14 protein-coding genes and 1 tRNA gene are annotated in these 12,557 nt (G+C 71.2%); 11 read left to right on the top strand and 4 right to left on the bottom strand.

Annotated features, from left to right (window positions below; translation table 11 throughout):
- Window positions 1-47 precede the first annotated feature (47 nt).
- The 4 genes from RIF89_RS01235 to RIF89_RS01220 are packed head-to-tail and all read left to right on the top strand — an operon-like array spanning window position 48 to window position 4,317.
- Window positions 48-1,169: a prephenate dehydrogenase gene (locus RIF89_RS01235; protein WP_309067344.1), complete on the top strand. Its 1,122-nt coding sequence runs from the start codon at window positions 48-50 to the stop codon at window positions 1,167-1,169.
- A complete protein-coding gene (gene cmk, locus RIF89_RS01230) occupies window positions 1,162-1,848 on the top strand; it encodes a (d)CMP kinase (protein ID WP_309067343.1) in 687 nt (228 codons plus the stop codon). Before RIF89_RS01235 ends, cmk begins: the two co-directional genes overlap by 8 nt.
- Window positions 1,838-3,361, top strand: coding sequence for a ribosome biogenesis GTPase Der (gene der, locus RIF89_RS01225; protein ID WP_309067342.1), 1,524 nt, complete (start codon window positions 1,838-1,840; stop codon window positions 3,359-3,361). The genes cmk and der overlap by 11 nt, the downstream gene beginning before the upstream one ends.
- A gap of 53 nt (window positions 3,362-3,414) precedes the next feature.
- Complete coding sequence (locus tag RIF89_RS01220) at window positions 3,415-4,317, top strand: NUDIX hydrolase (protein WP_309067341.1); 903 nt, start codon at window positions 3,415-3,417, stop codon at window positions 4,315-4,317.
- A 77-nt stretch (window positions 4,318-4,394) separates the two neighbouring features.
- Here RIF89_RS01220 and RIF89_RS01215 read toward each other — a convergent pair whose 3' ends face one another.
- A complete protein-coding gene (locus RIF89_RS01215; protein ID WP_309067340.1) occupies window positions 4,395-4,766 on the bottom strand; it encodes an RNA-binding S4 domain-containing protein in 372 nt (123 codons plus the stop codon).
- A 20-nt stretch (window positions 4,767-4,786) separates the two neighbouring features.
- Window positions 4,787-5,365, bottom strand: a complete 579-nt coding sequence (locus RIF89_RS01210; protein WP_309067339.1) for a GNAT family N-acetyltransferase — start codon at window positions 5,363-5,365, stop codon at window positions 4,787-4,789.
- Window positions 5,366-5,470: 105 nt separating this feature from the next.
- On the opposite strand from RIF89_RS01210, the gene RIF89_RS01205 reads away from it, so the two are divergent.
- A tRNA-Pro gene (locus tag RIF89_RS01205) sits at window positions 5,471-5,544 on the top strand.
- A gap of 118 nt (window positions 5,545-5,662) precedes the next feature.
- Here the strand turns inward: RIF89_RS01205 and RIF89_RS01200 are convergent.
- On the bottom strand, window positions 5,663-6,157 hold the full coding sequence (locus tag RIF89_RS01200) for a hypothetical protein (RefSeq protein WP_309067338.1): 495 nt from the start codon (window positions 6,155-6,157) through the stop codon (window positions 5,663-5,665).
- Between the two features lie 174 nt (window positions 6,158-6,331).
- On the opposite strand from RIF89_RS01200, the gene RIF89_RS01195 reads away from it, so the two are divergent.
- Complete coding sequence (locus RIF89_RS01195; protein WP_309067337.1) at window positions 6,332-6,514, top strand: hypothetical protein; 183 nt, start codon at window positions 6,332-6,334, stop codon at window positions 6,512-6,514.
- A gap of 109 nt (window positions 6,515-6,623) precedes the next feature.
- Here RIF89_RS01195 and RIF89_RS01190 read toward each other — a convergent pair whose 3' ends face one another.
- Window positions 6,624-7,562 carry an NADP-dependent oxidoreductase gene (locus RIF89_RS01190; protein WP_309067336.1) on the bottom strand — a complete coding sequence of 313 codons (939 nt, stop codon included), beginning with the start codon at window positions 7,560-7,562 and terminating at the stop codon, window positions 6,624-6,626.
- Between the two features lie 110 nt (window positions 7,563-7,672).
- Here RIF89_RS01190 and RIF89_RS01185 point away from each other — a divergent pair, with 110 nt between their 5' ends.
- The 5 genes from RIF89_RS01185 (at window position 7,673) to prpB (ending at window position 12,549) form a co-directional block, all read left to right on the top strand.
- Window positions 7,673-8,182 (top strand): MarR family transcriptional regulator, encoded by a 510-nt coding sequence (locus RIF89_RS01185; protein ID WP_309067335.1) that lies wholly within the window; start codon window positions 7,673-7,675, stop codon window positions 8,180-8,182.
- A gap of 52 nt (window positions 8,183-8,234) precedes the next feature.
- Complete coding sequence (locus RIF89_RS01180) at window positions 8,235-9,713, top strand: threonine/serine exporter family protein (protein WP_309067334.1); 1,479 nt, start codon at window positions 8,235-8,237, stop codon at window positions 9,711-9,713.
- A 58-nt stretch (window positions 9,714-9,771) separates the two neighbouring features.
- Window positions 9,772-10,014 carry a hypothetical protein gene (locus RIF89_RS01175; protein ID WP_309067333.1) on the top strand — a complete coding sequence of 81 codons (243 nt, stop codon included), beginning with the start codon at window positions 9,772-9,774 and terminating at the stop codon, window positions 10,012-10,014.
- 115 nt (window positions 10,015-10,129) lie between these two features.
- Window positions 10,130-11,650 (top strand): MmgE/PrpD family protein, encoded by a 1,521-nt coding sequence (locus tag RIF89_RS01170; protein ID WP_309067332.1) that lies wholly within the window; start codon window positions 10,130-10,132, stop codon window positions 11,648-11,650.
- Window positions 11,650-12,549 carry a methylisocitrate lyase gene (gene prpB / locus RIF89_RS01165; RefSeq protein WP_309067331.1) on the top strand — a complete coding sequence of 300 codons (900 nt, stop codon included), beginning with the start codon at window positions 11,650-11,652 and terminating at the stop codon, window positions 12,547-12,549. Before RIF89_RS01170 ends, prpB begins: the two co-directional genes overlap by 1 nt.
- Window positions 12,550-12,557: the final 8 nt, after the last annotated feature.

Here is a 12,557-nt window from a genome sequence, read left to right as displayed (position 1 = left end):
CAGGAGCCGGAGGACTCGTGAGCGACATCGCTGTGCCCGCGGGCGGCGTGAGTGCGCGGGACCCGCTCGTCCCTGGGCGGACGGCGCGCGTGTCCGGAACCGTGCGCATCGTCGGCGCCGGTCTGCTGGGCGCCTCGATCGGCCACGCGCTGCGCGCGAACGAGGTCGACGTCATCCTGACCGACACCTCGCCCACGCAGCTGCGGCTCGCGATCGACTACGGCGCGGGTCGCGCGGAGGCACCGGGCGACGAGCCCCGCCTGATCGTGGTGGCCGTGCCGCCGGATGTCACGGCGGACGTCGTGCAGGCCGAGCTCGAGCGGTACCCGGACGCCGTGGTGACGGACGTGGCGTCGGTCAAGCTCGGTCCGCTCGCGGAGCTGCGCGCCCGCGGCGTCGACCTGACGCACTACATCGGCTCGCACCCCATGGCCGGCCGCGAGCGCGGCGGCGCCATCTCGGCCCGTGCCGACATCTTCATCGGGCGGCCCTGGGTCGTGTGCCGCGACGGTGAGACGCCCGTGGCCGACCTCGCGCTCGTGGAGGACCTCGCGCTGGATCTCGGCGCCACGCCGATCGAGATGACGCCGGAGGAGCACGACCGCTCGGTGGCGCTCGTGTCGCACGTGCCACAGGTCGTGGCGAGCCTGCTCGCGAGCCGCTTCGTCGACGCGCCCGACGAGTCGCTGCGCCTCGCGGGGCAGGGCGTGCGCGACACCACGCGGATCGCGCACTCCGCACCCGAGCTGTGGGTGCAGATCCTGGGCGCGAATGCCGCGGCCGTCGTCGACGTGCTCGACGCGCTCGCCGCAGACCTGACGTCGTTCGCCGACGCGCTGCGCGCCCCCGACGCCTCGGGCGCGCGCCGGACGCTCGCCGACACGATCCGTCGCGGCAACGAGGGCGTCGAGCGCCTTCCGGGCAAGCACGGCCAGAACCGGCGCTTCGAGACGCTCGTCGTGCTCGTCGGCGACACGCCGGGACAGCTCGGCCGCCTGTTCGGGGACCTCGGCGAGCTGGGCATCAACATCGAGGAGGTGCGCCTCGAGCACTCGCCGAGCGCGCAGTTCGGCCTCGCGGAGCTCAGTGTGATCCCCGGTGCGCTGCGCGCGGCGGCCGAGGGCCTCGAGGCGCGCGGATGGCGGATTGCGAGTACGACGAATGACTGACGATCAGACCCCGATCATCGCGATCGACGGGCCGGCCGGATCCGGCAAGTCGAGCGTCTCGAAGGAGATCGCGCGCCGTCGTGGCTACGGCTACCTCGACACGGGAGCGGGCTACCGCGCGCTGTCGTGGCATCTGCGCGAGACGGGCGTGGACACCACGGACGCGGACGCCGTGATCGCCGCGCTCGGCGGCTTCGAGCTGCGTCTCGGGCTGGAGCCCGACGACCGCACGGTCACGGTCGGCGACACCGACGTGACCGGCGTGATCCGCACGCCCGAGGTGACCGCCGCGATCGCCGGCTTCGTGCGCGTTCCGGAGGTGCGAGCCTACCTCAACGCGATCTACCGCCGGCTCGCGGGCGCATCGGGACTGGCCGGGGTCGTGATGGAGGGCCGCGACATCACGTCCGTCGTCGCTCCCGACGCTCCCGTGCGCATCCTGATGACGGCGTCGCCGGAGGTGCGGGCCGCGCGCCGCGGGCTCGAGCTCGGCGCCGACACGGCGACCGTCGCGGCCGCGATCAACGCGCGCGACGAGTCGGACAGTCACGTGCTGGATCTCGCCGTGGCGGACCCGGGGGTCGACGTCGTCGACTCGACGAACTTGGATTTCGAGCAGGCGATCGACGCCGTGCTCGCAGTGATCGACAGCAAGCTAGGAGGCCGAGATGGCCGTTGAGGACGAATACGAGGGCAAGCCGGACCGGCTCGCCGAGCGCATGGCGGAGTTGGACGAGGAGCTCGTCGAGCGCCGTGCCGCGACCCTGCGCCAGGGTCTCGAGGACTACGACCTCGAGGCGGAGGACGCCGAGCTGCTCGCGGGCGTCGAGCGCGGCGATGACGGCATCGAGTACCTGCCGGCGCTTCCGGTGGTGGCGATCGTCGGCCGCCCGAACGTCGGCAAGTCGGCGCTCGTGAACCGGATCCTCGGCCGCCGCGAGGCGGTCGTGGAGGACACCCCCGGCGTGACGCGTGACCGCGTCACGTACAAGGCGGAGTGGCTCGACCGTCGCTTCTCGCTCGTGGACACCGGTGGCTGGGAGCCCGACGCGAAGGGCATCGACCGCTCTGTCGCCGCCCAGAGCGAGGTCGCGATCGACCTCGCCGACGTGATCCTGTTCGTGGTGGACGCCATGGTGGGCGCGACCTCGACCGACGAGCACGTCGTGAGGCTGCTGCGCAAGACCGACAAGCCGGTGTTCCTGGTCGCCAACAAGATCGACGACGCGCGTCACGAGCCCGAGGCCTACGCCCTGTGGAATCTCGGCCTCGGTGAGCCGCACCCCGTCTCGGCGATCCACGGCCGCGGCGTCGCCGACCTGCTGGACGCGATCATGAAGGTGCTGCCGGAGGTCTCGGCCGTCGCGAAGCACGAGATCGGCGGGCCGCGTCGCGTGGCGATCCTGGGTCGCCCGAACGTCGGCAAGTCGTCGCTGCTGAACAAAGCCGCGGGCGAGGAGCGCGTGGTCGTCAACGAGCTCGCCGGCACGACTCGCGACCCGGTCGATGAGATCGTCGAGCTCGGCGGCAGGCTGTGGACGCTCGTGGACACCGCGGGCATCCGCCGTCGCGTGCACCTGCAGCAGGGCGCCGACTTCTACGCGTCGCTGCGCACCTCCGCCGCGCTCGAGAAGGCGGAGGTCGCGATCGTGGTGCTCGACGTGAGCCAGCCGATCAGCGAGCAGGACGTCCGTATCATCGACCTCGTGCTCGAGTCGGGTCGCGCGCTCGTGCTCGCGTTCAACAAGTGGGACGAGCTGCTCGAGGACGACCGCCGCGGCGGCGACCGCCGGCGCATGCTCGAGCGCGAGATCGAGACCGACCTCGCGCACGTGGCGTGGGCGCCGCGCATCAACATCTCCGCGAAGACGGGCCGCCACCTCGAGAAGCTCGTGCCGGCGCTCGAGACGGCGCTCGAGTCGTGGGATCAGCGCATCCCGACCGGCAAGTTCAACGCGTTCCTCTCCGAGCTGGTCGCGGAGCACCCGCACCCGCTGCGCGGCGGCAAGCAGCCGCGCATCCTGTTCGGCACGCAGGCGGGCACGCGTCCGCCGACGTTCGTGCTGTTCACGACCGGCTTCCTCGACCCCGGCTACCGCCGCTTCGTGCAGCGACGCCTGCGCGAACTGTACGGCTTCGAGGGCACCCCCATCGTGATCAACATGCGCGTGCGCGAGCGCCGCCAGCGGTAGCTCCGTTACGTTCCGACGGGGCGCGCCTCGCGGTGCTGTGACAGGCTGGACGGGTGACCACCGAGCCAGCCCGCGCAGGAGAGCCGCCCCGGTTCTCGGGCCCGCGCGACCCGGGTGACGCCTGGGTCGTCACCGAGTCGGGCGAGCGGTACTGGGGGCGCTTCGGCGCGGCCGGGCTGATGGCCTTCGACGACGAGCGTGGCGTGCTGCTGCAGCATCGCGTCGGCTGGAGCCATTTCGGCGGCACGTGGGCGCTGCCCGGCGGCGCATTGCATCAGGGGGAGTCGCCCATCACGGGGGCGCTGCGCGAGGCCGCGGAGGAGGCCGGCGTGCCGATCGCCTCGGTGCGTCCGCGCTTCACGAACGTGCTGGATCTCAAGGTGTGGTCGTACACGACCGTGATCGCGGATGTGATCGAGCACTTCGCCGGAGCGGTGACGGACCCGGAGAGCTTCGCGGTCGAGTGGGCGCGCATCGATGACGTGGATCGGCGTCCGCTGCACCCAGGCTTCGCCGTCGCCTGGGAGCACCTGCGCGACCTGCTGCACGTGCGCCCCGTGATTGTCGTCGACGCCGCGAACGTGGTCGGCTCGGTGCCCGACGGCTGGTGGAAGGACCGCGCGGGCGCGGCGGAGCGCCTGCTGACGCGCGTGGCCGCCCTCGCCGCACTCGGCGTCCCGGCGTTGGAGCTGGGCCTGGGAGCGACGCACTGGTTCCCGGACTTCGTCGTGGTGGTCGAGGGACAGGCGCGCGACGTGATGGATGTCGACGGCGTGCGCACCGTGCGCGCGGCGGGGGAGGGTGACGACACGATCGCGTCCGAGACCATGGCGCTGGTCGAGGACGGCCACACGGTCACGGTCGTCACGAGCGACCGCGAGCTGCGTGCTCGCGCCGAGGAGGCCGGCGCGACCGTGCGGGGCGCCGGGTGGCTGACGGGCCTGCTGTCTGCCTGACTTCCCGATGACGGGGCCCCCGGTCGGGTGAGCGGGCGTAGCCGGTCGAACCGCCCAGACCGTCTGCGGCCTCCGCCTCAGTCGCGGCCGCGCAGCCGGTCGAGGTCGCGGCGCTCGCGCTTGGTCGGGCGTCCCGCCCCGCGGTCCCGGACCGCGACCACGCCCGCGAACTCGCGCGGCGGCGGGGGAGGCGTGCGGTCCTCGAACGCGGTCGCGGCGACCGTCGCGCCGACACGCTTGGCGATCGGCTGACGCACCACGAGGATCCGGTCGAATCCGTTGATCCGCACCCGCAGCTCGTCACCGGGGCGGATGGCCTGAGCCGCCTTGGCGTGGGAGCCGTTCACACGGACGTGCCCGGCGCGGCAGGCCGTGGTCGCAGCCGACCGCGTCTTGTACACGCGGATGGCCCACAGCCACGCGTCGACGCGGACGGATCCCTCACTCATCCGTCCATCGTACGAACCCGCTACAGCTCGAGGGCGACGACCACTCTCTTGTCGGTAGGGCGCGCGATCTCGCGAAAGCCCGCGTTCAGGTAGGTCGACAGTGCGCCGACGAACAGCGAGTTCGCGGACGCGGTCGTCGTGTCGGTCGCGATGGGGTAGCCCTCGATCACCCGCGCGCCGCTTTCGCGCGCGTACGCGACGGCGGCGTCCAGCAGTGCCACGTTGATTCCCTGGCGTCGGGGCTCCTTGCGCACCGAGAAGCACGTCACGGCCCACACGGACGCGTCGTCCAGGGGCTCTGATGATCCGTTCTTCACGACACGGCTGCGCACGATCCGCTGCTGACCGGGTCGCGGGCCGATGCGGATCCATCCCGCCGCCTCCCCGTCCGCGTACGCGACGAGGCCCGGGGGCGGGCCGGCCTGTATCTCTTCGTGCAGCATTTCCTGACGCTCCTCGACCGTCGTGGCGTCCCACTCCCGGTTGGCCAGGAGCGGCCACACGCACTGGCACGAGCGACCGTCACCACCACCCGTGAGCGCAGCCTGCACGGCGTCCCACTCCGAGAGCGTGGCGGGCCTGGTCGTGATCTCCACCATGCGGTCACTCTAGGACCGGCCCCGGACACGCGCGAGGGCGCCGGTTCGCGGCACGTTCCGCGACCCGGTAGACTAGGGGAGTTGTCCGCGCGAGAGTGCGGGCATCGGGCTGTGGCGCAGCTTGGTAGCGCACTTGACTGGGGGTCAAGGGGTCGCAGGTTCAAATCCTGTCAGCCCGACATCACGCCCAGGCGGGAGCAGGTCTCCCGCCTGGGCTTTGTCGTATCGAGGCGGATGTCTTGTCCGTTCCGGCTGGATGGCGCGCATCCCGAGACAGCGCACGACATCGTGCTCCGTTCACTTCGCGAATCGGGTGTCACCTGGTTTCCGCGGTGCAAGATCGGCGAGGTCGCGCACGGCTGCTTCGGCGCCCTCACCGACGGCGACGAGGTACCGTCGCCCGTCGATGAGCGTGAACCTGATCGAACGGGTGTCGCCCGCGCTCAGCAGAATCCCGTGCTTCTTCTGGGTCCCCTTGATGCCCCACCCGCCGAAGTCCTCGAACGGGCGGACGTCTTCGACCACGACGGACGTGACGTCGGACCAACGGAGTCGCTTGCCCCAGAAGGGGACGAGGGACACGGCCACCGACGTCTCGTCGGCGCGGATGCGCACGCCCGAGAAGAAGGTGATGACGACGAGCATCGCGACGGCCACGCCGGCGACGATCCAACCGGCGGGAGAGGCGGTGTTGAGAAGGCCGACGAGAAGCAGGATCGCCGGCCCCACGAACAGGATCGCCCGAAGGCCCGCGTGGAAGGGGCGGTACGCGATCGTGCGCAAGCGGATCATCGCCTTTCATCGATCGAGCGACAGCTTCCCAGCTCCATAGTGTCGAACCTTCGTCGTCACGAGAAGCGCAGTCGTGTTCGCTCCTGTTGACGAGGTGGTGACTTGTCCGGTCATGGGGCCCAGGATGTGAGCATGCAAGGCGCTGCACCGGAAGACCGAGCCGCGCCTTCGCGGGTGCTGGTGGTGCTTGCCGCGCTCAGTTCGCTCGGCGGCATCGTCGTGGTGGGTGCGGCGGTGCTGTGGCGCCTGCTCGACCGGCGTCGCCTGCCGATGATCGTGAAGGGCCTCGCGATGCTGGTCGGCTTCGGACTGACCGGAGCACTTCTGCTGTCAGCCGCATCCGCGATCTGGCCCTGATGAAGACACGGGCAGTTCTCGGATCGGCGTTGCGTCATCCGCGCGGTTCCTGACCGATCGGAGGAGGCCCTCGAACCCGGCGGGTTCGAGGGCCTCCGGCACCCGGGCGTCATGCCGCGGGCGGGATGATCACGACCTTGCCGTGGACCTGGCCGGCATCGGCCTGCGCGTGCAGGGCCGGGAGCTCGCTCAGCGGCACGCGTCGGGCGATCTCGACGTGCAGTTCGCCGCTGTCGATGAGAGAGACCAGGTCCGAGAGGACGTCCGCGTCCGGGTGGACGAAGATCGTCACGGCGCGCACGCCTCGCGCCTCGTCGCCGGGCGTCGGCACGGTGGGCGTGGTGGACACGACCGCGCCGCCGTCGCGCACGAGCGGGACCAGGGCGGCGAAGCCGTCGGGCGTGATCGGCGCGAGGTTGAGCAGGACGTCGACCGGCTCGGTGACCGCCTCCCGCAGTGAGGTCTCGGTGTGGTCGATGATCTCGTCCGCCCCCGCGGCCTCGACGATCCGGCGGCTACGCGGGCTCGCGGTCGCGATGACGTACGCCCCGGCGCGCTTGGCGAGCTGCACGGCGTACCCGCCGACCGGTCCGCCCGCGCCGTTGATGAGCACGCGCTGGCCCGCCGTGAGGCGGCCGGCCTCGAAGAGGGACTGTGAGGCGGTCAGCCCGACCGACGGCAGACCGGCCGCATCGGCCAGCGGGATCGACGTCGGTGCCTTCACGAGCGCCTGCGCTGGAGCGATCACAAACTGCGCCGCGGAGCCGTCCGCCGCCATCGGGAGGAAGCCGACGACGTCCTCGCCGACACGCAGCCCGTCGACACCGTCGCCGAGCGCGTCGATCGTGCCGGAGACGTCGTAGCCCGGAATGTGGGGAAGCGTGATCGGGATCGGCAGGAAGCCGCCGCGCATGCCGCCGTCCGCCGGACTGAACGCCGAGCCGGCGACACGGATGCGGACGTCGCCAGGACCGGGCGTGGGCCGCTCGACGTCCTCATAGCGCAGGACCTCGGGGCCGCCCGTCTCGTGGAACCGTACTGCCTTCATGATGTCTTCCTTCCGTTGGTGCTTCGGATTCGAAGCAACTGGAATGACCGTAGCATTGCTTCGAAGTGGAAGCAACTGTTTCGAATGAGAAGCATTGATACGATGTCGCCATGTCGTCCACGCCGTCGCTCGACCCCGTCCAGCTGGGCGCGTACTTCGCGCTGATCGAGGCCAGCAGCCTGCTGAAGCACGCGGTGGAGCAGCAGCTGCAGGACGCCGGAGGGCTCAGCTACGTGCAGTTCCAGCTCCTGGCGACCCTCGGCGACTCACCCGCCGGCAGTCGCCGGATGACAGACCTGGCCGACGGTGTCGTGTACAGCCGCAGCGGCCTGACCTACCAGGCGCAGACACTGGAGAAGCGCGGGCTGGTCACGCGCACACCGTCTGCCGAGGACGAGCGCAGCATCGTGGTCTCCCTCACCGACGACGGGCGGTCCGTGCTCGGGCGCGTGCTCTCCGGCCACGTCGCGCTGCTCGATGAGCTGCTGTTCGCCGCGCTGTCCCGCTCCGACGTCGAAGCGCTCGCCGACATCCTGGGCCGCGCGCGCGATCACATGCGTCAGACCCCGCCGCGGTCGGCGTCGCCGCGACGGCGCAGGAAGACCGCGAGCGGGGACTGAGCACCGCCGCTTCGCGGAGAGGACCGTCAGCCGCATCGGAGAAAATGGATGCATGGTTCGCGAGCGCAGTTGGCGGATGATCGACACGGTGCGACGGGCGATCCACGCGGATCCCTCGGATCGCACAGCGACCGAGGCGCTGCCCGTCATCGACGACCAGATGGCGCTGCGCGCCATGGACCTGGCGATGCGGGTGGCCGAGGTGATGCTCTCCGCGGGCGCGTCCGCCAAGGAGGTCGTGATCGCCGCGCTCGGGATCGCGCGCGCCTACGGGCTGCGCAGCGTGCACGTCGATGTGACCTTCAACTCGGTGTCCGTATCGGATCACCGGCACGGCGAGGACTGGCCGATCACCCTGATGCGCGTGGTGCGCTCGGCGGTTCCCGATCACTCGAAGCTGCAGGCCCTGCAGGCGCTCGTCCGCGACATCGACGACGGGCTCGAGCTCGGCGCCGCGCGCAGCCGCTTCCACGAGATCCGGCGCACACCGTTCCGCTACCGCCAGCCCATCGTGATCCTGTCGCAGGCGCTGCTCGCGGTCGGTGTCGGCATGATGTTCGGCGCCTCCCTGCAGATCCTCGCCGTCACGTTCGTTGCGGCGCTCGCCGTGGCGCTCACCCAGGCGGGGCTCGCGCGGCTGCAGGTGCCGCTGTTCTTCAGCCAGATCGCGGGCGCGTTCGTGCTCACGGCCGTGACGGTGCTCGTTGCGATGCTGGCGCGCATGGGCGTCGACCCCTTCTCGGACGTGAAGGCGACGATCGTCGTCTCCTCCGGCATCGTCCTCATGCTCGCCGGTCTCGCGGTCGTCGGGGCCGCGCAGGATGCGATCGACGGGTTCTCGCTCACCGCCGGCGGACGCATCCTCGAACTCACCGTGCAGACGCTCGGCGTGGTGCTGGGCATCCTCGTCGGGCTCGAGCTCGCCGGCACGCTGTCGATCGGCATGCAGCCGCCCAGTGAGCCGCTGCCGCTCGGGCCCCTCCCGGCGCAGTTCGCGGGCGCCGTGCTCGTCGCGGTCGCGGTCGCGGTGTTCAACGGCGCGGGCATCCGGATCGTGGTGGTCAGCGCGCTGCTCGGCATGATCGCGTGGGCGGGATTCGCGCTCGTGAGCGCCGCCAGCCTGGATCAGGCCTCCGCGAGCTTCGCGGGCGCGCTCGTGGCGAGCGTGGTCGGCGCCGTGATCGCGCACCGGCTGCACGTCCCGTCCGTCGCCGTCACGACGGCGGCCATCCTGCCGCTCGTTCCGGGAGCCGCGGTCTTCCGCGGGCTGCTCGGACTCGTCGAGGCCGGTGGGGAGGCCGAGCACGTCCTGTTCGCGACCTCGTCCCTCATCACGGCCGGGATGGTCGGCATCGCGCTCGCCGCGGGGGCAACGCTCGGGCTGTTCCTCGGGTCGCCGATCGGCCGCACGATCGGCGGCGCGGAGGCCCGCCGCCGGGCCGTGTCGCGCCCGACGGCCGGCGGCGCGAACGTCGTGATGCAGAAGCCGGCGGGCGGCCCTCGATTGCGCCCGACGCGCGTCCGGCGCTGAACCGCGGATACGGCTTCGGGTCGCGCACGGCGGTCCACCCGGCGTCGAGCGCGATCGCATGGAAGCGATCCACGTCTTCACGCGTGTCGACGGCGAACGCGAGGTGCTGCCATCCGACCCTTCCGTGCACGTGCGGACCCGTGCCCTCCTCGCGGGGAGGCATCAGGATGAACTCCGTCTCGCCCTCTCTCCACCACGACGCCGAGGCGTCCGCGTCGGTGCGCTCGAACCCGAGGGCGCGGAAGATCGGATCGAACTGCGCGACGCCGCGCGGGCGTCGTCGACGGTGATTCCGAGGTGATCGAAGACCGGCATGCGCGACATCCTAGGCTGGGAGGGTGTGGAGGCCGGGCGGCCCGTACGACGGCGTCCGAGCACCGCGCACAGCGCCACAAGCCGAGCCCGGAGGATCACCGATGACCGTCACCCACCATGTCCGCGTGCACCGCAGCGACGAGAATCTGGCCCGGGAGGAACAGCTCGCCTGGAAGATCGCGCAGGTCGCGGTCGATCCGGTGGCCGTCGACGCGGATGTCGCGGACATGATCATCAACCGGGTGATCGACAACGCGGCGGTCGCGGCGGCATCGCTGACACGGCGCCCGGTCGTGGCGGCGCGCCAGCAGGCGGAGGATCACCCCGTGTCCGTCGGGGGAGCGGGAGCCACCGTCTTCGGCTGCGCACTCGAGAAGCGCACGAGCCCCGAGTGGGCCGCCTGGGCGAACGGCGTGGCGGTGCGCGAGCTCGACTACCACGACACGTTCCTGGCCGCCGAGTACTCGCACCCGGGCGACAACATCCCGCCGATCCTCGCGGTCGCCCAGCACACCGGGCGCGACGGCGCCGCGCTGCTGCGCGGCCTCGCGACCGGGTACGAGATCCAGATCGACCTCGTGCGGGCGATCAGCCTGCACAAGCACAAGATCGATCACGTCGCGCACCTCGGCCCGTCGGCGGCCGCCGGCATCGGCACGCTGCTCGGACTGGACGCCGAGACGATCTACCAGGCCGTCGGGCAGGCGCTGCACACGACAACCGCGACGCGCCAGTCGCGCAAGGGCGAGATCTCGACGTGGAAGGCGCACGCGCCGGCGTTCGCCGGCAAGATGGCCGTCGAGGCCGTCGACCGCGCGATGCGCGGCGAGACCTCCCCGAGCCCCATCTACGAGGGCGAGGACGGCGTGATCGCCTGGCTGCTCGACGGCAAGGCTGCCGCTTACGACGTGCCGCTGCCGGGGGCGGGGGAGGCCAAGCGCGGCATCCTCGACTCCTACACGAAGGAGCACTCGGCCGAGTACCAGGCGCAGGCCTGGATCGACCTGGCCCGCCGGCTCGGCGGTGAGCGTCCCGAGCTGCGCGACCCCGCGAACGTCCGCTCGATCGTGCTGCACACGTCGCATCACACGCACTACGTGATCGGCTCGGGCGCGAACGACCCCCAGAAGTACGACCCCACCGCATCGCGGGAGACGCTGGATCACTCGATCCCCTACATCTTCACCGTCGCGCTGCAGGACGGCGCCTGGCACCATGTCGACTCGTACACCCCCGAGCGCGCCGGCCGCGCCGACACGGTGGAGCTGTGGGGCAAGGTCACCACGCAGGAGGACGCCGAGTGGACCCGCCGGTACCACTCGGCGGACCCGAACGAGAAGGCGTTCGGCGGCCGCGTGGAGATCACGCTCGCGGACGGCACGGTGGTCCAGGACGAGATCGCCGTCGCCGACGCGCACCCGCTCGGCGCCCGCCCGTTCGCTCGCGAGGACTACGTGCGCAAGTTCCGCCTGCTGGCGGAGCCGGTGCTCGAGCCCGCGGAGATCGAGCGCTTCCTGGACCTCGCGCAGCGCCTGCCCGAGCTGACGGCGGACGAGGTGCGGGAGCTGACCATCGTCGCGAAGCACGGCGTGATCGCGCCCGGCCCGAAGGGACTCTTCTGATGCTGTACTCGCAGGTGCCCGCGCACGAGAAGCGCCGCCTGTTCCGCGAGCGCCTGGTTTCCGGCGAGCTGCTCCGGCTCCCCGGCGCGTTCAACCCGCTCTCGGCGCGCTTGATCGAGCGCAAGGGATTCGAGGGCGTGTACGTCTCGGGTGCGGTGCTGTCGGCCGACCTGGGCCTTCCGGACATCGGGCTGACGACGCTGACCGAGGTCGCCGCGCGCGGGGGCCAGATCGCGCGGATGACCGATCTGCCGGCGCTGATCGACGCGGATACCGGCTTCGGCGAGCCCATGAACGTCGCGCGCACGATCCAGACGCTCGAGGACGCGGGCCTCGCCGGCGCGCACATCGAGGATCAGATCAACCCGAAGCGGTGCGGTCATCTCGACGGCAAGGCGGTCGTCGACGAATCCACGGCGACGAAGCGGATCCGGGCTGCTGTCGATGCCCGCCGGGACGCCGACTTCCTGATCATGGCGCGCACCGACATCCGCGCCGTCGACGGCCTCGAAGAGGCCGCGGACCGGGCCAAGGCGCTGGTCGACGCCGGGGCGGACGCGATCTTCCCCGAGGCGATGCGCTCGCTGGAGGAGTTCGCCGCGATCCGCGCGGCCGTCGACGTGCCGATCCTTGCGAACATGACCGAGTTCGGGAAGTCGGAGCTGTTCTCCGTCGACCAGCTGCGCGACGTGGGCGTGAACATCGTGATCTGGCCGGTCTCGCTGCTGCGGATCGCGATGGGCGCCGCCGATCGCGCGCTCGACACCCTGCTCGAGGAGGGCCACCTCACCTCGCAGCTTGGGCACATGCAGCACCGCGCCGACCTTTACGACCTGATCGACTACGAGGGCTACAACCACTTCGACACGTCGGTGTTCAACTTCGACGTGCGCCGGTGAACGTGAGG

It is taken from the genome of Microbacterium sp., from assembly GCF_031178525.1.
Classification (GTDB): Bacteria; Actinomycetota; Actinomycetes; order Actinomycetales; family Microbacteriaceae; genus Microbacterium.
The sequence above is the reverse complement of the archived record's forward strand: the minus strand, read 5'-3'. Positions and strand labels throughout refer to the sequence as shown.